Raw genomic sequence first — 23015 nt, forward strand, 5'->3', positions numbered from 1 at the left:
TCGCCAATCGCCAATCGCCGATCACCATTAACCTCAGTCATGATTAATCTCAGCTGACAACAGGTCATATTGGCTCTCATTCAAAGCTAAACAATGCCAATATTATTTTGGAATCGCCAGAGCTAGAAAACTTCGACTTCGTTCTCAAGGTATGTACTAATGCGACGTCTACACATGAACGTATTGTTGTGCGTGGTCTACTAATAAGCATTAACTCGGCTGAATACTCCCGTACTGTTTTTGAAACCTCCACTTTTGGGTTGTTTAGCAAGACTCCTAGCAACAGCAATAAGTAGTGTTTCAACTCTTTCATAACTAGAAGGGCAGGGTTAGCCATCATTCTATTAGCGCCAATGCTTCATGAAATACTCAGGCGGGTTCAAGTCGATGGTTAAACGAATCCAGTGCTCAAGGGGATGCGCTTGAGGGTTAGTTGCTTGCAGGCCGTAAATACCTTGATTGTATGGTACGGTGATGTTGAATAATAATTTGTGGGTTGAGTGCAGAGCTGAGGGGTTTTGTTTATCTATGATAGATACAGGGCTTTTGAGAGGGTTAAATAAGTTAGAGAGGCAAGGGGGCATTCGTTACTAGCAGCATCGGTGCTTATTCAACGCTGAAGCAAAGTTCCGCTGAGTCAGAGAGCTTAACTGAATCGCCAGTCTGCTTTTTATTCTTGAGCTAACAATAAAAAATCCCTATCAAATTACGTTGATAGGGATTTGTTTTATCTAGCAATCAAGTCAAACAGACTTTCTAGTGAGAACTAGAATAGGTCTGAATCTAGGTTGTCGAAGTAGGTGTATGTCCCTTTTGAACCATTGTCACCATTGTATAGCGCAATAGCGGTCGGGGAACCACCTGCACTTTCAGCTTTTAACCCAGTGTAGTCTGTTCCATCAACATTGACGGTAATGTCTGTATCTACCCATGAAATGGTCACATCTACCCATGTGTCTTTTGAGTATGAAGCAAGGTCAACTTGGCTGCCTGATTCGTTGCGGAATTTAATCATACTAGATGTAAATACAACTTCAGTGAAGCGACCACTAGATGATGCATCGTTATTAGAACCTAAGAAAATGTATGATGCTTTTACATAGCCATCGCTAGGGATGTATACAGATGTAGAAACAGAGCCAGTTTCTGCTGCGCCATTAGCAAAGTCGCGGCCAACGATAGCTTTGTTATTATCAGTGGTTGAGTCCGCACCATCTTCAATTCGTAAAGAGTTAGAACCCGACTTGGCAAAGTCACTACTGATCACTGCTGTATTTAAAACCCCATCAACACCTTTTGTCTGGTACGCAGGGTTAGCCACATCGATCTGCGTACCTACAGTATAAGAATCGAAGTTGTCTGTTACTTCGCCGGGCTCTGGATCTGGATCTGGTTCAGGTTCTGGCTCAGTATTGCCGCCATCAACAACAACTGTCGCTTCCGCAGTATTGTTGTTGTACGGATTACCTGATAGCGCTTGGCCATTCGGGTAATTGTTAAAGTTATCTTCAAACACTAGCTCATCAGAAGCTGTGTCATTCGAATAAACTTTAAAGTTGTCAGCGTTTAACTCGTAGTGTGTTGTGTTAGAAGTATCACCAAGCTTCAATGACACGATAGTAACGGCAGCTTTGTCGAAAGCCTCAAAACCGTTGCCGCTATTGTCGTATACAGTGTCATTGACTTTGAATGTGTAGTAACCGCTCGCCCAACTGATTTCAACCGCGAGATCTTCACCTAAAGTGTAAGTGCCTACAGGCTCATCAGGAATTTGAGGTTTACCGCTACTATCGGTAACCGTGGAACGGTAGAAAATTTCTCCAGCATTAAAAATAACTTCGCCGTGTAAATTAGTGTTAGAAGTACCAGAAGCGTAGAGACTAATATAAGCGTTGTTACCTGAACCATTCGCTTCTTGCTCGGTGTTTTCATCTACTTGGTAGATTAAGTCAACGGTTACCTTTCCTGATGCGATACTGTCTACTGTTGCCCCTGTGCTGCTGTCAGACAATTTCAAACGTAGTTCACCCACATCATTCTTTACACCACCATTGTTGGTGTCCAAGATTTGAACGTAGCCATTGATACCATTTGCTTCATTGGCTTTACTGATAGCTTCTTGTACGGCGTCAGTCGCAGTTTGGTCTGAACCAGAGTAGTCTATGCCAGTGGTGTTATCTGAAATATTCAGAGCACCAGCGTCATCGAAAGAAAAAACACCATCTAGAATTTCGATCGTTGATGTGCCTGTTTCATAATATGTGAAAGAGACCGTACCGGCTTCTTCATCATAATTATTAGTAGAAGCACTTGCATCTTTAATCGTGTAAGTACCTAAGTCATCATCGTCGTCATAGTATTTATGATTACCATCTTCTTGGAAAACATACACATTTGGAAGATCTGCATTTGATGACGCGGATATTGAAGCGGAGTTACCATCACTGATTTGCCAGTAACCCGTAGTTAATGCTGAAGGTTGGTTACCTGGATCAGTAGAACCATCGGTCGGGATAGGTAAACCATCACTGTTACAACCGAATAATAAACCTGTCGAAAGAGCGACAGCTGTAGCGACTTTAGAAATCTGCATAAAATATTCTCTTTATGATATTAAATCCATATGTAAATCACATAAGAAGTAGATAATGAATAGTCGTTAAATATTTATTAGGATGAAACTAACGTTAATTAGAACATCCTATTATTTAAATAAAGTGCTTAAAATATGCCCCAAAAATTTGCAAGAGGAGAGGGGTATTTTATAAATTGACTATTTCTAATTAGAATGAGTAAGCAACACCAACACGGTATTTTGCTTCGCGATCTTTAGAAGATGAGCTGATATCAGAAGACCAAATCTCAGCAAAAGGTTTCCAAGAACCGAACTTGTAGTTTACTTTTAAGCCAGCATCCCATTCCCAGTCATCACTATTATAAAGAAGTACGTTATCCAAAGATTTTACATAGTTTGCTTCGTAAGAAAGACCAAGCTTCGGTAGAGACTCAATTTTATATGCACCTGTTAGCGTTATTTTGGATTTTTGAGCTGATTCTAAACGTTCGCCAGTTTCTGAATCCTTATCACCAAACTGTGTATGGTTGCGGAAATCAGCATACTCGTGACGGTAACGAATGGCAGTCGTTAATCCCATATCCGCATTATAACCAACACGGAATTGAGGTTTGTAAGTGACTTTTTTCATCTTCCAGTCACCGCCGTTGTAGTTCGGCTCATCCCAGTCCCAAGCGATCGGCATACCAACTTGTAGATACCAGTTGTTATCGACTTTGTAAGTTGCTGTATTTTCTACTTCCATACCGTAAATATACCAATTGCCGTCATAGAAGCTTCTACTGTTTGCTGATTTAACTTCGCCAGAATCTGCGTCGTAGTAAGAATCGTCAGTATGGAATTTAACTTCAAGGCCCGTTGAGTGCTTCCACTTATCTGACAGTTTAAAGCTTTCACCTAGCTTCACTCGGTGTTGATGGCGAGCGTCTACGTGAGCCGTGTCGCCATTTGTTTTTGTATAATCCGTCGCAGCACGATACTCGTAACGATAATCAAGAGATGCACCAGTAGCTGTGCCCGCTAAAAGAGTACATGCAACAGCTGCAGCAATTTTTGTAACAGAATTCATACCTTTGTCTCACTATTATTTTTTAATTCTGGATACATCCAATGTACCCGTGGCTCACAAACCAATACCTTACATGGTATTAAATTAATGTATGACAAATATGGTATTTATTATTGAGTCAGATTTCTGTGAGATCTATCAAAAAGTTCTGACTAATGGCCCAAGTATATAGCTAAATGTTATGAATATCTCAATTTAGGGCTTGTGTATTAAATCAATCATGACGTACTTCTCATATTCACAAACCTTAGAAAATCACTTTTTTGCATGTGTTAAAATAATACAAATATTAAGTGTTTCTATATGTTAATAATGATGATTTTAACCATCGTGGCTTAAACATAGGGAGCATGTTGAGAGGCATAAATATAAACCATAGCCAGATGTTTAATAAAAGTTACAAAATGGCTAAATGTAAATTCTATTTATCGGTTGGCTTATTTAAGTCGAAGAGAAAATATTTAGTACTAATTCGTGTTCAAAAGTGGTTTCTGTACTGAGTGTGTACTCGGTATCTGTTAACAATAAAGGATGAGTCATGTTTAAGAAAAACATATTAGCAGTGGCGCTATTAGCGACTGTACCAATGGTTACTTTCGCAAATAACGGTGTTTCTTACCCCGTACCTGCCGATAAATTCGATATGCATAATTGGAAAATAACCATACCTTCAGATATTAATGAAGATGGTCGTGTTGATGAAATAGAAGGGGTAGCCATGATGAGCTACTCACATAGTGATTTCTTCCATCTTGATAAAGACGGCAACCTTGTATTTGAAGTGCAGAACCAAGCGATTACGACGAAAAACTCGAAGAATGCGCGTTCTGAATTACGACAAATGCCAAGAGGCGCAGATTTCTCTATCGATACGGCTGATAAAGGAAACCAGTGGGCACTGTCGAGTCACCCAGCGGCTAGTGAATACAGTGCTGTTGGCGGAACATTAGAAGCGACATTAAAAGTTAATCACGTCTCAGTTAACGCTAAGTTCCCAGAAAAGTACCCAGCTCACTCGGTGGTTGTTGGTCAGATTCACGCTAAAAAACATAATGAGTTAATCAAAGCTGGAACTGGTTACGGGCATGGTAATGAACCACTAAAGATCTTCTATAAGAAGTTTCCTGGCCAAGAAATGGGTTCAGTATTTTGGAACTATGAGCGTAACCTAGAGAAAAAAGATCCTAACCGTGCCGATATAGCTTACCCTGTTTGGGGTAACACTTGGGAAAACCCAGCGGAACCGGGTGAAGCAGGCATTGCTCTTGGTGAAGAGTTTAGCTACAAAGTGGAAGTGAAAGGCACCATGATGTACCTAACGTTTGAAACAGAACGTCACGATACGGTTAAGTATGAAATCGATCTGAGCAAGGGTATTGATGAGCTTGATTCACCAACGGGTTATGCTGAAGATGATTTCTATTACAAAGCGGGCGCATACGGCCAATGTAGCGTGAGCGATTCTCACCCTGTATGGGGACCTGGTTGTGGCGGTACTGGCGATTTCGCTATCGATAAAAAGAATGGCGATTACAACAGTGTGACTTTCTCAGCGCTTAAGTTGAACGGTAAATAGCACATAGCATAACCAATAGGCTAGCTAGACGCAGTCCTTAAGGAATATTTTCGAAGACCACTTAACCGAATGTTGAGTGGTCTTTTTGTTTTCTATGAGATTTAAGATGAGCCGGGTATCAGCGAGAGTACAATGAAGCTTACCAATGAACGGTACTGCTGAAACAATACAACCTTGTCAAAAGACAAGGTTGTAATCAGAAAGCGTAGAAAGATTTTAGGACGGCGACTCGATACCGGACTTAGTCATACATCAACTCTTTAGCTTTGTCGGCATCAAACTCCTTTAGAGACTTTCGAGCTAAGTGACGGAATGGGAAAGCTTTAACGACTTCTTCGAATGGTTGGATAGCAAAGGCCCAAAAGATAGAGCCATCTAAACCAAAGATGATCAATGCACACAATGGAATTGAAATTACCCATTGACCAGTAAAGTTGATTTTGAAGACTGCGGTCGTTTTTCCTAGTGCTCTTAGTACATTCCCATGAACCGTGTTGTAGCCACGAACAATTGGCAAGAATATGTAGAGTGGGGCGATAACGGCCAATGCTTGATAGGTAGATTCATCCAAGTTCGGGTAAATGTCACCAATGACCAGACTTAATCCTGCGAACAAGATTGCACACACGAAAGAAATGACGACTGCAATATCGATACTGGTATCGACGTTTTTGACTAGGTCATCCATCTTTTTGGAGCCAATCGCTTGGCTGATAGTAATCGCGGAAGAGTGAGCCCAAGCGGTAATAAATTGAGAGACAGCCCTGATCCAAGGCATCACCAAAGTAATCGCTACGTAAGCGTTGATGTTAAGTTGCGAATACAACAATTGATATATCGTTGCGCCAATCAAAAGCATGGTCACGTTCGCTGCTACAGGGAATATTTCGATAAAGTGACGGCGAACGTTGGTAAAGAATTCAGAGCGCTGGGCGTCTAATTTGAGTGAAATTGCTGAGCTCAAATACACGCAAAGAACCAGATACACAAGGCGAAGGGTGATAGCAATAACACTGCCTAGCGCGGCGCCTTGAACACCAATACCTTCGAAATTTGAAAAGCCGTGAATGAGTCCATAAGAAAGTACAGCGTTGATAGGCAGTTCAATTAAGTAACCTTTGAATGGGACTTTAGTTCTGCCTAGCGCATTAAATAAAGCAATGATCACCTGCGTTAACGCGGTAAAAATAACGATGTATTTCGAGATGTCTAGATAGCGGCTGATTTCTAAGTGAAGGGAAGCGTCATCTGTTAAAGCTTGAATCAAGGGTTGTTCGAAAAAAGTAAGTAGAAGCCAAAATAGTGTTGCTACGCCAAGGTTGATAAATAACCCTGCCCAAAATGCTTTAGATAATGATGCGGCGATGCCAGAGCCCACTGCGCGGCTTAATACTAACTGAGTACCGTTTGCCAGCGCCATTTGAATTCCCAGTACAAAGGCAACGATAGTCGTCGCAATCCCCATTGCAGCTAAAGGGATTTCACCAAGAGGAGAGACAAGCAGTGTGTCGATCATCAACATCGACTGCATCAAGATACCGTTTAAGGCGAGGGGCCAGGCGAGAGAGAAATTTTTCCTTACGTACGATTGTGAAGACACAAACAACACCTTATGTGTATAACCGTAAGCTTTCTCTGAGGTGGCGGAGTAGAGCGTTTAAAGAAGAAAACACTACGGTAGTTGATGGTTAAAAAATGGGTGCTAAAACAAGACTGACTTGTGTCTTTGAAAAACAAGTCAGTTTGGTTAATCTCGGTTATGCGATGGCTAATTCAACCCTAGAGAGCTTTTGGTTCTCATCGTCTAGCAGGACTTGAGAAGCAATTCGAGCTTGCTTGGCATCGCCAGACATTATTGCGTCGTAAATCGCTTTGTGTTCTTCTAAACAGAAGCGACCGCCTTCAGCGGAGTGGTCGATAAACTGCTTGAAGATAGTCGACAGAATGTTCGCGAATGGAATGTAAAATTGATTACCTGTCGATAAGAAAATTGTTTGGTGAAACAGGTGATCGTTGGTCGTCCACTCTTCATAATCGAAGCTATTTGCTGCGATGGTCATTTTCTGGAAAAGAATCGAAAGCTCTTTGCGTTGCTCTACAGTTGCATTGGTTGCAGCGAGCGCACACGCTTCCGGGTCAATCGCTTTTCTTAAGCCTAAAAATTGAGACAAGAAGGGTTTAGTATCTTCTAAATCTTGGATCCAGTACAGCAATTGCGGGTCCAAGAAGTGCCACTGTGTTCTCGGTTTGATACGAGTGCCCACTTTTGGCTTCGACTCGATTAAACCTTTTGCCGAAAGTAGCTTAGTTGATTCTCGAAGGGCAGTTCTGCTCACTCCAAAGATTTCGCACAGCTCCATTTCGCTGGGTAACTTTTGATTTTCTTCTAACTCGCCTGACAAGATCTTGCGAGCAATTTGTCTCGCCACTTGAACATGAATTCGGCGGCTTGAATCTTCCACCAATGTAAATATTGACATTTAAACCACCTGAAATTGAAACTTTGAAAACACTAAAAGCCAGACGAATCTGGTGTTTAGTGTCAGTGTATACGTCGAATTTAGTGTGAGGTTTTCCCTCATCTACTCGGGTCTGTTAACCTTATATAGTGTGGCGAACTTAAATCGCTGAGTGAGCTTATATAAACCAGCTAACTAGGGCGTTATTTGTCCGCCGTTAACATCTAGGATTTGACCTGTGATGTAACCGCTGCAAGCATGTGAGGCAAAGAAAGCAAAAGTAGGTGCTACTTCTTCAATACTGCCAAAGCGACCCATAGGGATATTGCTAGCAATGGTCGACTTTAGCTCATCGCTTTTGCCGTCATGAAATGCGGTATCGATAGTGCCTGGTGAAACTATGTTGAAACGGATATTGTCTTTAGCAAATTCTTTTACCCAGTTCCGATGGATATCGTGTAACCAAGCTTTCGATGCGGCATATACACCAGCACCCACACCACCACCTTCACGAGCGGCAATCGAACCCGTGCTAATCACACAAGATGTTTGCCCGGACTCAGCAGCAGAGGCGCGTAAGTGCGGGATAGAGAACTTGGTTGTCATCAGCGCAGAGCGAACATTAAGGTTCATTACGCGCTCATAAAACTCATCATCGATATTTTCTAGATTGGCGCGACCACCAAGGCCACCGGCGTTGTTAATCAACACGTCCATGCCACCAAAATGATCAGTGAACTCTTTGACTAACCTTTCGCACTCTAATGTGTCCATTAGGTTTGCAGGAAAAAAGGCAACATCGCCACCCAGTGCGGTAAGTTCAGATAGAACGTCATCAACTTTTGGGCTAGAAGCACGACTATTGATACCAATTTTTGCACCATACTTTGCGAAAATACGTGCTGTAGCTAAGCCCATACCTGCAGTAGAGCCAGTAATTAGAATGCGTTTGCCTTTTAAATCGTTAAACATCACAGTCGCCTTTATTGTAGATTATTCGCGTTAATAAATCATACAATAACACTTGCAGTATTCAAGGATAGTCATCTCAAAACTGATCATCAACGACATAAATAGTGAGAGTAAGAGTCGTTTTGTGAGTTTGCGCATACAAAAAACGGTGTAAATAAGAACCATTTGTATGAATAAATGTTTTTAATTAGTTTGATGAACTAAATACTTATAATATTCATAAAATCTTCGCTAGCCTATATCATTCGTGACCTCACGTTATTCTTATACTTAGTTGGTGCAGATATAAATCAGTGCTATAGTCCGAGTTAAATAATACATATCTAATAAGTAAGTAGACACATGGCTGGCTCTTTCAATTCGATTTCAGGCTCTAAGCGAAGCCTTCATGTGCAAGTTGCACGTGAAATCGCACGTGGTATTTTGTCGGGCAATTTGCCTCAAGGCTCTATCATTCCTGGTGAAATGGCTCTGTGTGAGCAATTTGGAATTAGTAGGACTGCATTAAGAGAAGCGGTTAAGCTTCTTACTTCAAAAGGCCTACTAGAATCTCGACCAAAGATCGGTACTCGCGTTGTTGACCGTGCGTTCTGGAACTTTTTAGACCCGCAATTGATCGAATGGATGGATGGTTTGGCAGATACAGACCAATTCTGTCATCAGTTTTTGGGCTTACGTCGCGCGATTGAACCAGAAGCATGTGCATTGGCTGCTCAGTTCGCGAGCGCTGAACAACGCATTGAACTGTCGGGCATTTTCCAACAGATGGTAGAAATATCAGGTGCTGAAGAGTTTAACCAAGACAGTTGGCTAGATATTGATATGAAATTCCATAGCCTCATCTTCAATGCAACAGGTAATGACTTTTACCTTCCATTTGGCAATATCTTAACGACAATGTTTGTTAACTTTATTTCTCATTCTTCAGAAGAGGGAAGTACGTGTATTAATGAACACCGTCAAATTTATGAAGCAATCATGGCGGGTAACAGTGATAAAGCACGCCAAGCTTCTGCAAGTCATCTATTAGATACTAACCACAGATTGCCAGTAGCAAGCTAGCTTAGTGTTTTGGGTGAGGTTTCAACTCTAAGGTCTTAGCCGTTTCTATCGAGCGTTGCTCTGGATACCTAGTGGAGTCAACCTAAAATTGCTGTTACTACAGACAGTTATCTATTGAAAGCACGTTTAATACGTGCTTTTTTTACATCCAAAATTGATGAAAACTTGACCGATGTCCAATATTTAGTCTTATGTGCGTTGTTTTGCTAAAACCGCTAGTAACCAGCATTGTTAGTTATATAATAATACTAATCAAATTAATGCGAGTGTGATTATATGCCTCAGTCTCTATTGCCAAATATTCTTCAGTTCATCGGTCAGATAGACCCTTTCGATAAGATCCCTAAAGAAGCGCTTCGTGACCTCGCTTTTAATGTTCAGATTACCTATCTAGCCAAAGGGGATGTCGTCGATCTATGCGAGTCAGGAAAAGAAAAGTCGCTCTATATCATTCGAACAGGATCTATGGAGCAAAGAAAATCGGACGGTGTGCTTCGTGCCCGTCTAGGCAGTGAAGATTTGTTTGGCTTTACGTTCTTAGATTCTGAAGTCAACGACGAAAAAGGCTATAGAGCTGTCGCAATCGAAAACACCTTACTTTATGTGATTCCACACTCGGCACTTCAAACGCTTTTCAAAGCCTTTCCAAGTTGCGCAGAACACTTTGCTTCACAGGCGCAGGTTCGCTTGAAGTCGGCACTGGATGTGGTCTGGTCGAATAAAGAGAAAGGCCTGTTCATTCGTAAAGTTGAGGAAGTGGCAAGCGGGCAGGTGGCAATTGTTAAGTCTGAGCAAACCATCCAGTCGGTTGCGGTTGAAATGCTTCATCAACGCTCACCGTGTGCCGTGATCTATGAAGGTGAAACCATTGTTGGTTTGATCACCGACCGAGACATGACTAAGCGAGTGATTGCCCACGGCGTGAGTACTGATAGCCTGATCTCAGAGGTAATGACGCACTCTCCACTTACTGTAAAACCGGATGATCTGGTGCTGCATGCGGCCTCTATCATGATGCAATTTAATATCCGTAACTTGCCCGTTGTGAAAGAGAATAAGGTCGTTGGTCTTCTTACTACGTCTCATTTGGTTCAAAACCACCGTGTTCAAGCGATATTCTTGATCGAGAAAATCAAATACGCGGGCAGCGTGAAAACCATGTCTTCGTTCACCTCAGAGCGACAAGCTATTTTTGAAGCGCTGGTGGAAGGTAAAGTGGCGCCTGAAACCGTCGGCAAGGTAATGACCATGATTATGGACGCCTACACCCGTCGATTGATTCAAATAGCGATTGATAAGTTAGGCCCACCACCGTGTGATTTCTCTTGGATCGTAGCCGGATCGCACGCACGTAATGAAGTGCACATGTTGTCGGACCAAGACAGCGCGATTGTTCTTGCTGACGATGCAACCGACAGTGACCGTATTTACTTCAAACACTTAGCGATGATGGTGACCAACGGCTTAGCAAGCTGTCACTACCCATTATGTCCAGGTAATTTCATGGCTGCGACGCCAAAATGGTGTCAGCCACTCAGTGTATGGAAGCACTACTACAAGAAGTGGGTGGCTAACCCAGAGTACGAACGCTTGCTTAATATCAGTGTGTTCCTAGAAATTCGTACTATCTACGGCAACAGTGAGTTCGAAGGTATTCTGCGCGATGAGCTGCATAGCAATATTCGCGGTAACCGTGAGTTTTTAAGCACGCTAGTGAAAGACGCGGTCAATACCAACCCGCCACTTGGCATCTTCAATAGCTTAGTGCTAGAGAAGTCAGGTGAGAATAAGAAAACGTTGAACGTGAAGAAGTACGCGATCAACTTGATTATCGACTTAGCGCGTATTTATGGCCTTGCTGTGGAGTGCGATTTGTCGGCGACTGACGAACGTTTCGCTGCTGCCAATGAAAAAGGCATGCTGAGCGACGATGCATTCAAGAACATTCTGGGTGCTTACCAGTTCATTCTCTCTTTCCGTTTTGGCCATCAACTTGAAGCGCTGAAGAACGGGGATGTGCCTGACAACAACATCAACCCAGATAGCTTTGGTAGCTTTGAGCGTAAACACTTGAAAGATGCCTTTAGGATCATTGCTGACCTTCAAGAAGCGGCGAAAATTCGTTTTGGAGCGCGCTAATGAGAGCATTGTTAAATTATTTTCATCCGCTTGAGCGAGTCAAGCGCAAGCGAAAGCAATACCTAAATACGGTTAAACTGCCTGAAGCATTACACGATCTTGTTGAACAGCCGTGTCCAGAGATGGCGGATTTGGCTAAAGATAGTGAGTATATTGTGTTAGATCTTGAAACGACGGGCTTAGACAGTGAACAAGATCTGATTTTATCGATGGGGTGGGTTGATGTGGTTAAGGGGCGAATTGATTTGGCATCTGCCAAACACATCTATCTTAACAACGACTCTCAGATCAACGCAGAAACCGCGGTTATTAATCACATTACACCGCAAATGTTGGAAGAGGGCGCGTCAATTCATGATGCCATGCTGACCTTTTTTGAAGCCGCAAAAGGTAAAATCATTGTTGCGCACGCTTGTGTTGTAGAAGAGAAGTTCATTAGTCAATATCTACTTCGATGTTACGGATTGAGAACGGTGCCTTTGCTTTGGTTAGATACATTGTGTATTGAAAAATCTATGGAGAAAGCGATCAGTAATCATGAAGAGGTCGATTTAACCTTGGCAGGGACTCGCGAAAGGTACGGGCTTCCTGAGTACAACAGCCACAATGCATTAGCCGATGCTGTTTCGACAGCGGAATTGTTTTTGGCTCAGCAGAAGCGAGTTGTGCCTAACGATAATGTGACCGTTGCCTTTCTCTATCGGATTAGTCACTAGGAAAAAGAGCTGCAAGTGCGCGGCTCTTATTTTACTGATTTTAAAGGAAAAAAAGCCAGCGATTAAGCTGGCTTTTGTTTAGGTCTTAGAAAATTAGGACAGTAATTATCTTAGATTATTCATGTAGCTATCGATTAGAAGCTGTAAGTTAGACCAACACGGCTACGCAGTTCACGAGTCGCTTTAGTTGATGAAGTGCTCACATCACCAAACTCTACATATGGTGCCCATTGACCCATAATATGGCGAATGCTTGCGTTCAACTCGTAGTTGGTATCGTCGTTGTCGTAGATGTCATAGCCATCCGCTTTGTAGTAGTTACCTTCTAGACCAAAGCGCCAGTTTTCCATTGAGTAGTTAACGTTTGCCGTTAGACGGTGACGACGTTGATTAGAAACGTTTTTATCAACCGTGATTGGAACACCGTCACTATCAACAATAACATCACCATTGTCATCGAATTGATACTCTGAGCTGCTAGTGTTCTGTCTCATATCGTAACGGTAACGAGCACTTAGGCTTAGGCCATCAACGCTATCCACTTTGTATGTTGCACGAACTTGAGGCTTGTATGTAACGCCAGATTCACGAGCTTCAATTGGCATACCGTAAGTCATTGTCCAGTTATCGTTTAGTACATGACGGTAGTTTAGACCAAGCTCCCAACCATTGTTCTTCAAATCTTCCATGAATTTACCGTCTTCTCCCTTGAATTTCGCTTCGATATCTACAAGGAAGTTGCCAATGCTATCGCCAAGTTTTACACGAGTAGCGTGTTGATCTGTATGACTCTTGTATTCGTGTCTCATATCGAAAGACGCAGCAGATACAGAGCCAGCAGCGAGTACAGATGCCACAGCAATCACGATTTTAGTTTTATTCATGGTATTAATTCCATATTTATATGGTTGAGTATTGGCCATAATTACAAGCCAAATAGAGTAGTTCTTGTCTTAAATGCATTTTGTTTTTGAAATTATTTCTTGGTTATTTCAAATTTATTTTGCATTTAAATAATACAAATATGGTAGCGATCCGAGGCGTGATGATCTGTGAACTTGATCGTGTTGTTAGGACAAAACCACTATTTACAAAGGGTTACAAAATCGAGTTGTTTCGTTAAGTTGATGTTTTTTAGTGATTTGTTTGGCTGTTGATAATGGTTTTGAAGAGTTTTGTTCATCAATAAATGTGCGCTACAGCAAAAAATTGAACCTTTAGATATCATTTTTATTTGTAATACATTATTATTTACTAACTTTCTGTAGCAACACATAACTTTGCTGTGTTGATTGCATGAACAGACGGTGTGAAGCCGAATAAGTAAGAGTGGTCTTGAAGCTAAATGGATTAAATCCACCGCTTTAAGAACATGAGACATTTACTTGAGGTGATTTAAAGCTAAATCAGAGAAGGTTTGAAATGTAGTAGGCAAGGTAGTGACATTGCCTGCTATATAAGTATGAACTTGATAGGAATGAACTGGGTTCGAATCGTTACCCGTTGTTCTCATCAGCGACAAAGAAGAAATCGTTGAAGTGCTTGCGAAAGCATTTTGATTATTGCTCCCAACTATTCTAATTATAACTTCTGCTTTCATCTAGAAAGGTAGGAGATGGTAGTCGAAGATCTACCCTTGCGCTCATGTTGATACAGGCAACATGAGCGTTTTTTTATTTCAAATTTGAGTAGAGAGTCGTGTGCGGCTCAATAAGCGTGTAAACCGCGGCTTAAGAATAGGCTTTTAGGTTGATGACAACACGCTTAAGTGAGTCTGTTACAGCATCAAAGCCACGAACATTCACGCTTAATCACATGAATGTTCGTTGCTCTTCTCTTGTCTCTTAGTTGCAGACGTGTAGCTGCAAACTTTAACAGCAGGCGTTTAGTTATATCAAAGAGCTCCGTGAGAGCTGTTCTTGAGGCTTAGCTTTCTGTAGGCATCCACACCTGTTTAGAGGTGACTTTGTGGTCTTTAAAGGTCAGTTCTTCAACCTTGTTACCGTTAGTATTCCAGCGAGTAAGTTTTCCGTTCGCGACTTTACCTTCATCAAACTTCGCTTGGCTGGCCTTGTTACCGTTCGGGTAGTAGTCCGTTACCAATCCATCTTTTTGTCCGTCGCTGTATTCAGCTGTCAGGCTTTGTTCCCCATTGGGATACCAGCGAGAGGCGGTGCCTGATAGTTCATTGTCTTTATAATTGAGTTCTGCTTTTTTCTGTCCGTTTGGATACCAGGTTTCAGCTTTGCCTTGCAGTTCACCTTTTACGTAATTCACTTTAGAAGCGACTTGGCCATTCGGATACCAGTTAGTTTCTAGCCCAAGTTCTAAGCCATCGGCAAACTGAGCTTGGGTCGCGACTTGGCCGTTATCGAACTTCTCTTCAAATTGACCAGTGAAAGGTTTTGAATGGTTTACTTGGTAAGCCACGCCTTTACGCATCTGTAAGTAGTCAACAGCATCTTCACGCGGTGTTGCTGCATAGCTCATAGAAGATACCGTACTAAGAGCAATTAAGATTGGAACGTATTTCTTCATAATGACACCTTTTTTATTGGACGGGGAAAGTGTAACGGGTGTGTTAAAAGCATTTCACTTCCGTGTATCCCTGTCAGTATCTAATAGTGGTTTTCAAGTTTTCATTATTGGCTGCCTAATATAGGGAACTTTTAAAAGCAAATTATCGATCTTATTTGTACTACAAATGCATTGGTTTAATTCATTTTTATAAATTATATCTAACGATATTTTTGCTGCTCTTCTTTAAGCTTTGATCGTCAAGAATAATAGTTTTTAACGATGAATCTTCGATTTTTAGAGACTTTGTTCATGTTTTTCGGGGTTTTGGTCGAAATTTAGTGCGGATAACTGCACTGACTTGAGGAATTGCGCTCCTAGGTGGTGCAACTTTGAACTCGATCACTTGTATGATTAATTGAGTGTCAGACTGTAAGATCATTGTCACGCATTTGGATTATTGTAGTACAAATATGCTTGCCATTTATTTATAGTGACCTCAACAAAAAAACATAAATAAAAGGTCTAACGATGGAACTCAATACCCTGATAGTTGGCATCTACTTCCTATTCTTAATTGCGATAGGGTGGATGTTTCGAACGTTTACAAGTACGACAAGTGATTACTTCCGTGGGGGAGGTAATATGCTGTGGTGGATGGTAGGTGCAACCGCATTTATGACCCAGTTCAGTGCTTGGACATTTACTGGTGCAGCAGGTAAAGCCTTTACCGATGGCTTTGCCGTAGCGATTATCTTCATCGCGAACGCATTCGGTTACCTAATGAACTACCTTTACTTCGCTCCGAAGTTCCGTCAACTGCGTGTTGTGACGGTAATTGAAGCGATTCGTATGCGTTTTGGTAAGGTGAATGAGCAAGTATTTACTTGGTCTGGTATGCCAAACAGCGTTATCTCTGCAGGTATTTGGTTGAATGGTCTAGCAATCATCGCATCGGGTATCTTCGGCTTTGATATGACAACGACGATTGTCCTAACGGGTCTGGTTGTACTGGTGATGTCAGTGACGGGCGGCTCTTGGGCGGTAATCGCATCTGACTTTATGCAGATGGTTATCATCATGGCAGTAACGGTGACATGTGCAGTCGTTGCTATTTACCACGGTGGCGGTGTTACGCAGATCATTAGCGACTTCCCAACGGATTCGTTCATCACGGGTGACAACCTTAACTACATGAGCATCTTCAGCATCTGGGCTGTGTTCATCTTCTTAAAGCAGTTCAGCATTACCAACAACATGCTTAACTCTTACCGTTACCTTGCTGCAAAAGATTCAAACAACGCACGTAAAGCAGCACTGCTTGCTTGTGTACTAATGACGCTTGGTCCAATCATCTGGTTCATGCCTTCTTGGTTCATGGCTGGTCAAGGTGTTGATTTAGCAGCTGCTTACCCAGAAGCTGGCAGCAAAGCCGCTGACTTCGCTTACCTTTACTTCGTTCAAGAATACATGCCTGCAGGTATGGTTGGCCTTCTGATTGCCGCTATGTTCGCAGCAACAATGTCTTCAATGGACTCAGGTCTAAACCGTAACTCAGGTATCTTCGTTAAGAACTTCTACGAGCCGATTCTTCGTCCTAAAGCGACAGAGAAAGAGCTAATGGTTGTTTCTAAACTAACGTCTACCTTCTTCGGTATCGCGATCATCTTGGTTGCTCTGTTCATCAACTCTCTTAAAGGTCTGAGCCTTTTCGACACCATGATGTACGTGGGCGCATTGATCGGCTTCCCAATGACAATTCCAGCATTCTGTGGCTTCTTCATCCGTAAAACACCGGATTGGGCAGGTTGGGGCACGCTAGTTGTAGGTGGTGTGGTTTCTTACTTCGTTGGTTTCGTTATCACTGCGGACATGATTCAAAACTGGTTCGGTCTAAATGAACTAACTGGCCGTGAGTGGGCTGACCTGAAAGTGGCTATCGGCCTTATCGGTCACATCATATTTACTGCTGGCTTCTTTGTTCTTTCAACACTGTTCTACAAGCCTCTTGCTGAGCACCGTGAGAAAGACGTAGACAAGTTCTTCAACAACCTAGCGACGCCACTAGTTGCTGAAAGTAATGAACAGAAGAAACTGGATAACAAGCAACGTCGTATGTTGGGTTCACTTATCGCGGTAGCGGGTGTGGGCGTAATGACTATGTTCGTACTGCCAAACCCAATGTGGGGACGCATGGTATTCGTTCTGTGTGGCTTGATTGTGTTCTCTGTTGGTCTGTTACTTGTTAAAGCAGTCGATGACAAAGTCGAGCAACAAGACGAAGTGACTCCAGCCGAAGGCTAATTTAATACGCATCCTAAATAACATCACGGCCACCTGAACGGGTGGTCGTCATTTTTATAATCCAAACTTTAATGTGAGATGTACGATGAACAAAAAACTATTATCGGTAAGCATTATTAGCGCGTTCACACTCGCTTTTGCAACAGGCTGTACAACACAAGAAAAAACAGCACCCGTAGTCAGTGTCGCTGAACAAGCTACGCCTGCTGTTAGCGAAATTGACCGTAGTTACCTATTGAGCAGTGACCGCTTAACAGAGGTAGATGGCGACACTTTAGCCGTTGCTTCGGAAGAGCAAGTGGCTGCGCTTAAAGCACAATTTGAAAACCTAAAAGATGGCGACGAAGTGGTTATCCCTGCCGGTAAATACGCGAACTTAGGTCAAGTGACGATCACGGCGAATGACATCACTATCAAGGCTGAGCAAGCAGGCTCTGCGTGGATCACTGGTTTGATTCAGTTTGAACTGAAAGGCGATGACATCACGCTTGATGGCTTGGTATTTACTGAGGGCGGTCCTAACGAACGCTTTGGTGCAGTACGTATGATGGGTAATGGCAACACGCTGCAAAACTCAACATTCTACTACTTCAACCATGATTACACGTACGAGCCAGACGAGCGTCGTTCTGAGTATCCAAAGTACCTATGGGTTTCTCTATGGGGTAAAGATGGCAAAGTCATCAACAACCGTTTCGAAGGTAAGCAAAAACGCGGCACTTTGATCGGTGTACAAAAAGATGACACAGCCGACAACCACCTGATCGCAAATAATATCTTCATGGATCAAAAGCCTAACCAATTCAATGAATTCGATATCAAAGAAGCGATTCGTTACAACGGCAACAGCTGGGAAGCGATCCGTATTGGTGATTCTAAAGCTTCACAGTGGGATTCAAGTTCTAAGTTCGTGAACAACCTGATGATCGATATGGATGGTGAGCGTGAGCTTATCTCGATTAAGTCGGGCGACAACACGATCTCAGGTAATACTATTTTCCAAAGCACCGCGCTTATTTCACTGCGTCACGGAAAAGGCAACACGGTTGAGAACAACATGATTCTTGGCAATGGAAAGCGCCTAACCGGCGGCGTCCGTATCTACGATGAAGGTCATGTGATTCGCAATAACTACATTGCAAACACTCGAGGCCGCGATGGTTTGATCGAAGGCAACGCTGACCTACGTGGCGGCATTGTTATTAACACAGGTATTATCGACGTAGCGAATGGTGAGCAGCTAGATCAATCGGTGAAAGGCAAAGAGCTGAACAAGCAGTGGACACCGAAAAACATCACCATCGAGAATAACTCTCTAGTCGACACTGAGTGGGGCATTGTTTACGGCAACCAAAGCCACCGTGTAAGTTTGTTTGACAACGCAGAAGTGGAAGGCATTTATGCGGGCGTTGATGTGGCGTTCAAACACAACGTGGTTGATAACTCGCAATCTCCTGAGTTTGTAAGTGTCCGTGCAACGCAAGATTACCCATTAGTCGGCGCAACCTACACAGACGAAACTTACGTAGGTCAAGTAACGGATTCTGGGTTGATTGAAAGCTATTCGGTTGAACTGCCAAAAATGACGGTTGAGAACGGTATCAACGCTTATCAAGGCGAAGGTGCAGACGTGTCTAAACTTGCGGTTGTGACAGCTGAAACAGCGGGTCCAGACTACGTGCTTGAGAATACGACTAAGTAATTTATTGGCTATGGGTCATTACTTAATGGCTAATGCTTAATGGTTTGAGCTATCAAATCAATTCACGATAGCTGTCTTGACCATTAACACTTAAAAAGCCTCAACAGATAATGTCTGTTGAGGCTTTATCGATCTTAGGTTGTGACTATCTCGATCTTACGTCGTGACTACTGTGATTTATACTTATGCAGCAGATCCCAAGGGATATGGCATAAGTGGTGATCTTCAGGGAAGTGACTTAAGTGATGCTGGTGGATGTCGTCGCTGGCAACATAATTGGTCAACGGCAACACCTCAACAGCGATACGGTCGGCATCATCTCTTGAAGAAATATAGTGCTTAGCTTCGGTTAAGTGTTCTGCATTAGTGCTGTATACACCTGTGCGGTATTTCTCTCCGACATCGACACCTTGTTTATTCAAGCTGTAAGGGTCGATAATCTCAAACAAGTGTTCCATCAAAATCGTGACTGACGTGATGTTTGGATCAAATTCAATTTGTACGCACTCCGCGTAGCCATTGTAATCGCTTTGTGTGCCGTCGCTTTGTGTCGTTTTGTTCTCTGTTGGCTGGGCGCTTCCATTAGCACGGCCTGCTTCTGTGCTGATAACACCAGGAACGTACTTAATAAATTCTTGTACACCCCACAAGCAGCCGCCAGCTAAATAAATTTGTTCCATACTTCTCTTTGAGCTCTCTGTGTTTGTTGATGTTCGTTAGGTACCCGAATCAATACGATGATACCCGTACGTATAAAAAAGCGTCTATAAAAATGAGCGCGCAAATAAAAACAAGCGTTTAGGCATTGTAAACCTGTGCGACTGAACAAACATAAGTTTAATATGATTTGTGATTATATAAGTCAGTATTGCTTTGTCATCAACTCGAATCTCAACATCAAGTGAGCGTTACTCTAAACATGTTTGATCAAATAAAAGACTTCATTAATCCGAGCAAGAACTCAGACTTGACTCAGGCTCATGAATATCAGCGCAAGCATCTTCCTACATTGTGGCTGTTGGGCAAAACGGGGGCGGGCAAGTCATCGTTTATTCAAGCGGTCACGGGCGACTCTTCTGTAGAAGTGGGCAATGGTTTTGCGCCTTGTACCATGACGGCGATGTCGTATGAGTTTCCGCAAGACAAACCCGTGATGAGGTTTCTTGATACCAGAGGACTCAGCGAAGCGAATTACGATGCGAAAGAGGATTTGGAAGAGATTGGTCAGGCAGGTAATGCGTTAGTCGTTGTAATGAAAGCCGACGAACCTGAACAATCCGCTGTGCTTACGGCTCTAAAACAGATTAAGAAACAGAAGAAGATTAAACACTTGTTGCTGGTTCATACGGCGGTGTTGTCTTCCAGTGAACCAGATCGAGCAAGGCAAATTCAGTTCAACAGCAACCAAGTAGAGAAGGCTTGGGGTAAAGAGTTTGAATCGGTAGCGGTCGATTTCGAAACGGATGACAACGCTATGTCTAACAGCGAAGCGGTTTACAACTATGACATCTTGTTAGAAAAGCTGAGCAGTATTCTTCCGGTGATAGGAATGATGGTGCAAGACAAAGAACATTCCACGCAAGAAGAAGCCAACTTTGATCAAGTAGAAAACGAAGTGCTTTGGTATGCAGGAAGTGCCGCAGCGAGTGACCTGATTCCGGGTGTTGGTTTGGTGTCGGTACCTGCGATTCAAGCCAAAATGCTTCACAGCTTGGCCAATCAATATGGGGTCGAATGGAATAAGAGAGTCTTTAGTGAGTTGATAGGCACTCTGGGAAGCAGCTTTGCTTTGCAATACGGAATGAAGCTGGGCACTCGACAGTTGATAAAGCTGATTCCAGTTTATGGTCAAACGGTAGGTGCGGTGGCTGCAGCGGCAATGAGTTTCGGCACCTCTTATGGTTTAGGTCGCGCGGCTTGTTTTTACTTCTATCATAAGAACAAAGGTGAAGAAGTGTCTGAACAAGAGATGCAGAAGATCTACAAAGAATCTCTGAAAAAAGGAAAGGCGGCGTCGGGTTATGAAGAAAATTAGAAACCTATTTCGATTACTGGCGGTGCTATCGAGCGGACGCTGGGGCATTGCCCTGATTTCGGCGATCTTCCCAAGCATTATCATGATGGGTTTTGGTGTCTTCTTGGCGATCAAATACGGTTATCTACTCGAAATGTCGATTGCCATTGCCGTGAGTACCTTGGTGTTCACCATTCCTTTATTCATTTCTAGCCGTTCTTCAAGCCGCTCTTCAAATAAAGAGTCTTTCTCGACTAAAGAGAGTGGCGGCCTTGGCGAGGATACTGCTGAAGCTGAATCACAGCATAAAAAAGCTGATATCAACGATGCATTGGTTAAGGCTTCGGCTGATTGGTCTCAAAAAGAACTGTCGATCTGGAATGATTCAAAACACCATGTACGCCAACAATTAATGGTCGACATAGAGTGGGGTAACCTAGACCAAACCGGTTTAGAGGTACTTGAATTTGTTGCGAAAAAGTTTGATAAGAAATCGCTCGATTTCTCGATTCCTGAAGGGCTAAAGCTGTTCGAAGAGGTAAGCCGACGCTACAAACTGGTAGTGCGAGAGCATATACCGGGCATTGAGTATCTCAAGGTTTCTTACATTAAGGCGGGCTACGAAGCCTACGATAAATACGGTGAGCTAGGGCAGAAGATCGTTAAGGCCGCTATTTGGGGGAATCACCTCAAAAACCTCTATTTGAACCCGTTAAAAGTTGTTTCTGATTTAGGGAGAGAGCAAGCGACATCTTCAATGACAAGAGGTGTGGTTGATGACATGCAATACGCCGCCAAACAAGCCTTATTAGATGAAGTTGCGGCGGTGGCGATTGATCTCTATAGCGGACGTTTCAGCATTGAAGATGAAGCATTGAAAGCGTCCGATGTTTCTGAACTCGACGAACAACGCTTTGCTCCTGAATTAGAGCCTGTGCGAATCGTGCTGGTGGGGCAAACCAGTTCTGGTAAATCTTCACTTATCAATGCGCTTAAGCAAGAGTTGGTTGCCGAGGTCGATGTACTGCCATCAACCGACACTTCAACCGTATACAACGCATTTGTCGACGACAATGATGTTCGCGTTGTTGATCTTCAAGGGCTTGATGGCAACCCTAAAACCGAAGCCTTAATGCTGAAAGAGATGACCCAAGCGGATGTGGTGCTATGGGTGCTTAAAGCCAATCAGTCTGCACGTGATTTGGATAAGCAATTGAAAGATAGATTTGATGCTTTCTATGACGATCCTAAGAACATCTCACGCAAGAAACCGATTGTGGTGTCGGTTGTGAATCAGGTAGACAGATTAAAGCCTGTAGACGATTGGCAGCCACCGTATGACTTAGAGAATCCAACATCGACCAAAGCGAAGATCATTGCTCAAGCGCTCGAATACAATCATATATTGCTGCAAACCGATATCGTGTTACCGCTGGCGATTGCGCCAGAAAAGGTACAGTTTGGTTTAGATACTTTAAGGCAGACGTTGATAGAGCGTATCGCTGACGCAAATAACGTTCAGAGAAACCGCCAACGTTTAGAAGCCATGAAAAGAGGCTCGTCGGTTAAAGGCCAACTGAATAAAGCAGTCAAAGTGGGTAAGAAGGTGGCACCCAGCGCATTGAAAGCGGCGACACCAAAACTGGCTGAAATGGCCATCAAGCAAGCCGTGAAGAAGAAGTAAGTCATTCACTGCGAATACGGTTCTGGTGAGGTTTGAGCCTCATCAGAATTTATCTTTTCTAGATCGGCGAGTTTTGGATCTTGGCTTTATTAGATGATGGCTTTTTTAGAAAACAGCTATCTTCGCCCCTTATTAGAGAAGTGTTGATTTCAAAAGGGATTTGATATTATTAAGGTTCTCGCTGAACTAGTTTAATAGTATATAAACAGCTGTGATTCACATTTTA

16 protein-coding genes are annotated in these 23015 nt (G+C 42.9%); 8 read left to right on the plus strand and 8 right to left on the minus strand.

What is annotated here, in order from left to right:
- Positions 1 to 766: 766 nt before the first annotated feature.
- Together AB4329_RS09750 and AB4329_RS09755 are read right to left on the minus strand one after the other, a co-directional pair.
- Complete coding sequence (locus AB4329_RS09750; protein ID WP_102394490.1) at positions 767 to 2593, minus strand: hypothetical protein; 1827 nt, start codon at positions 2591 to 2593, stop codon at positions 767 to 769.
- A 190-nt stretch (positions 2594 to 2783) separates the two neighbouring features.
- Positions 2784 to 3644, minus strand: a complete 861-nt coding sequence (locus tag AB4329_RS09755; protein WP_017072468.1) for an oligogalacturonate-specific porin KdgM family protein — start codon at positions 3642 to 3644, stop codon at positions 2784 to 2786.
- 538 nt (positions 3645 to 4182) lie between these two features.
- Between AB4329_RS09755 and AB4329_RS09760 the strand changes: the two genes are divergently transcribed.
- Positions 4183 to 5220 carry a polysaccharide lyase family 7 protein gene (locus tag AB4329_RS09760; protein WP_017069957.1) on the plus strand — a complete coding sequence of 346 codons (1038 nt, stop codon included), beginning with the start codon at positions 4183 to 4185 and terminating at the stop codon, positions 5218 to 5220.
- Positions 5221 to 5461: 241 nt separating this feature from the next.
- Here AB4329_RS09760 and AB4329_RS09765 read toward each other — a convergent pair whose 3' ends face one another.
- From AB4329_RS09765 to AB4329_RS09775, 3 genes are all read right to left on the minus strand, one after another.
- Positions 5462 to 6829, minus strand: coding sequence for an MATE family efflux transporter (locus AB4329_RS09765; RefSeq protein ID WP_372138173.1), 1368 nt, complete (start codon positions 6827 to 6829; stop codon positions 5462 to 5464).
- Between the two features lie 148 nt (positions 6830 to 6977).
- On the minus strand, positions 6978 to 7700 hold the full coding sequence (locus AB4329_RS09770) for a FadR/GntR family transcriptional regulator (protein WP_017063624.1): 723 nt from the start codon (positions 7698 to 7700) through the stop codon (positions 6978 to 6980).
- 174 nt (positions 7701 to 7874) lie between these two features.
- Positions 7875 to 8651 (minus strand): SDR family NAD(P)-dependent oxidoreductase, encoded by a 777-nt coding sequence (locus AB4329_RS09775; protein ID WP_065584137.1) that lies wholly within the window; start codon positions 8649 to 8651, stop codon positions 7875 to 7877.
- A 342-nt stretch (positions 8652 to 8993) separates the two neighbouring features.
- On the opposite strand from AB4329_RS09775, the gene AB4329_RS09780 reads away from it, so the two are divergent.
- From AB4329_RS09780 to AB4329_RS09790, 3 genes are all read left to right on the plus strand, one after another.
- Complete coding sequence (locus tag AB4329_RS09780) at positions 8994 to 9713, plus strand: FadR/GntR family transcriptional regulator (protein ID WP_010438385.1); 720 nt, start codon at positions 8994 to 8996, stop codon at positions 9711 to 9713.
- A 276-nt stretch (positions 9714 to 9989) separates the two neighbouring features.
- On the plus strand, positions 9990 to 11852 hold the full coding sequence (locus tag AB4329_RS09785) for a DUF294 nucleotidyltransferase-like domain-containing protein (RefSeq protein WP_372098158.1): 1863 nt from the start codon (positions 9990 to 9992) through the stop codon (positions 11850 to 11852).
- Positions 11852 to 12568, plus strand: a complete 717-nt coding sequence (locus AB4329_RS09790; RefSeq protein ID WP_017063627.1) for a 3'-5' exonuclease — start codon at positions 11852 to 11854, stop codon at positions 12566 to 12568. Before AB4329_RS09785 ends, AB4329_RS09790 begins: the two co-directional genes overlap by 1 nt.
- Before the next feature lie 134 nt (positions 12569 to 12702).
- Here AB4329_RS09790 and AB4329_RS09795 read toward each other — a convergent pair whose 3' ends face one another.
- Both AB4329_RS09795 and AB4329_RS09800 read right to left on the minus strand, forming a co-directional pair.
- Positions 12703 to 13452, minus strand: a complete 750-nt coding sequence (locus AB4329_RS09795; RefSeq protein WP_017069963.1) for an oligogalacturonate-specific porin KdgM family protein — start codon at positions 13450 to 13452, stop codon at positions 12703 to 12705.
- A 1042-nt stretch (positions 13453 to 14494) separates the two neighbouring features.
- Positions 14495 to 15106, minus strand: coding sequence for a toxin-antitoxin system YwqK family antitoxin (locus tag AB4329_RS09800; RefSeq protein ID WP_136981705.1), 612 nt, complete (start codon positions 15104 to 15106; stop codon positions 14495 to 14497).
- Positions 15107 to 15616: 510 nt separating this feature from the next.
- On the opposite strand from AB4329_RS09800, the gene AB4329_RS09805 reads away from it, so the two are divergent.
- Complete coding sequence (locus tag AB4329_RS09805) at positions 15617 to 17389, plus strand: sodium:solute symporter family transporter (protein WP_017067389.1); 1773 nt, start codon at positions 15617 to 15619, stop codon at positions 17387 to 17389.
- An 85-nt stretch (positions 17390 to 17474) separates the two neighbouring features.
- Positions 17475 to 19091: a polysaccharide lyase 6 family protein gene (locus AB4329_RS09810; protein WP_372138174.1), complete on the plus strand. Its 1617-nt coding sequence runs from the start codon at positions 17475 to 17477 to the stop codon at positions 19089 to 19091.
- A 167-nt stretch (positions 19092 to 19258) separates the two neighbouring features.
- On the opposite strand, the gene AB4329_RS09815 is transcribed toward AB4329_RS09810, so the two are convergent.
- Complete coding sequence (locus tag AB4329_RS09815; protein ID WP_017063632.1) at positions 19259 to 19771, minus strand: peptide-methionine (S)-S-oxide reductase; 513 nt, start codon at positions 19769 to 19771, stop codon at positions 19259 to 19261.
- Positions 19772 to 20010: 239 nt separating this feature from the next.
- On the opposite strand from AB4329_RS09815, the gene AB4329_RS09820 reads away from it, so the two are divergent.
- Together AB4329_RS09820 and AB4329_RS09825 are read left to right on the plus strand one after the other, a co-directional pair.
- Entirely contained in the window at positions 20011 to 21126 is a 1116-nt protein-coding gene (locus AB4329_RS09820; RefSeq protein WP_372138175.1) for a YcjF family protein, read from the plus strand.
- A complete protein-coding gene (locus tag AB4329_RS09825) occupies positions 21113 to 22789 on the plus strand; it encodes a GTPase family protein (protein ID WP_372138176.1) in 1677 nt (558 codons plus the stop codon). Before AB4329_RS09820 ends, AB4329_RS09825 begins: the two co-directional genes overlap by 14 nt.
- Positions 22790 to 23015 lie beyond the last annotated feature (226 nt).

The organism is Vibrio sp. 10N.261.54.A5 (genome assembly GCF_041471145.1).
Taxonomy (GTDB): domain Bacteria; phylum Pseudomonadota; class Gammaproteobacteria; order Enterobacterales; family Vibrionaceae; genus Vibrio; species Vibrio crassostreae_C.

Bases quoted from the DNA above. Each gene is read 5' to 3' on its own strand.
- AB4329_RS09825 (WP_372138176.1), top strand. From the start codon at position 21,113: ATGAAGAAAATTAGAAACCTATTTCGATTACTGGCGGTGCTATCGAGC.
- AB4329_RS09820 (WP_372138175.1), top strand. From the start codon at position 20,011: ATGTTTGATCAAATAAAAGACTTCATTAATCCGAGCAAGAACTCAGAC.
- AB4329_RS09815 (WP_017063632.1), bottom strand. From the start codon at position 19,771: ATGGAACAAATTTATTTAGCTGGCGGCTGCTTGTGGGGTGTACAAGAA.
- AB4329_RS09795 (WP_017069963.1), bottom strand. From the start codon at position 13,452: ATGAATAAAACTAAAATCGTGATTGCTGTGGCATCTGTACTCGCTGCT.
- AB4329_RS09770 (WP_017063624.1), bottom strand. From the start codon at position 7,700: ATGTCAATATTTACATTGGTGGAAGATTCAAGCCGCCGAATTCATGTT.
- AB4329_RS09775 (WP_065584137.1), bottom strand. From the start codon at position 8,651: ATGTTTAACGATTTAAAAGGCAAACGCATTCTAATTACTGGCTCTACT.
- AB4329_RS09800 (WP_136981705.1), bottom strand. From the start codon at position 15,106: ATGAAGAAATACGTTCCAATCTTAATTGCTCTTAGTACGGTATCTTCT.
- AB4329_RS09780 (WP_010438385.1), top strand. From the start codon at position 8,994: ATGGCTGGCTCTTTCAATTCGATTTCAGGCTCTAAGCGAAGCCTTCAT.
- AB4329_RS09805 (WP_017067389.1), top strand. From the start codon at position 15,617: ATGGAACTCAATACCCTGATAGTTGGCATCTACTTCCTATTCTTAATT.
- AB4329_RS09790 (WP_017063627.1), top strand. From the start codon at position 11,852: ATGAGAGCATTGTTAAATTATTTTCATCCGCTTGAGCGAGTCAAGCGC.
- AB4329_RS09760 (WP_017069957.1), top strand. From the start codon at position 4,183: ATGTTTAAGAAAAACATATTAGCAGTGGCGCTATTAGCGACTGTACCA.
- AB4329_RS09750 (WP_102394490.1), bottom strand. From the start codon at position 2,593: ATGCAGATTTCTAAAGTCGCTACAGCTGTCGCTCTTTCGACAGGTTTA.
- AB4329_RS09755 (WP_017072468.1), bottom strand. From the start codon at position 3,644: ATGAATTCTGTTACAAAAATTGCTGCAGCTGTTGCATGTACTCTTTTA.
- AB4329_RS09785 (WP_372098158.1), top strand. From the start codon at position 9,990: ATGCCTCAGTCTCTATTGCCAAATATTCTTCAGTTCATCGGTCAGATA.
- AB4329_RS09810 (WP_372138174.1), top strand. From the start codon at position 17,475: ATGAACAAAAAACTATTATCGGTAAGCATTATTAGCGCGTTCACACTC.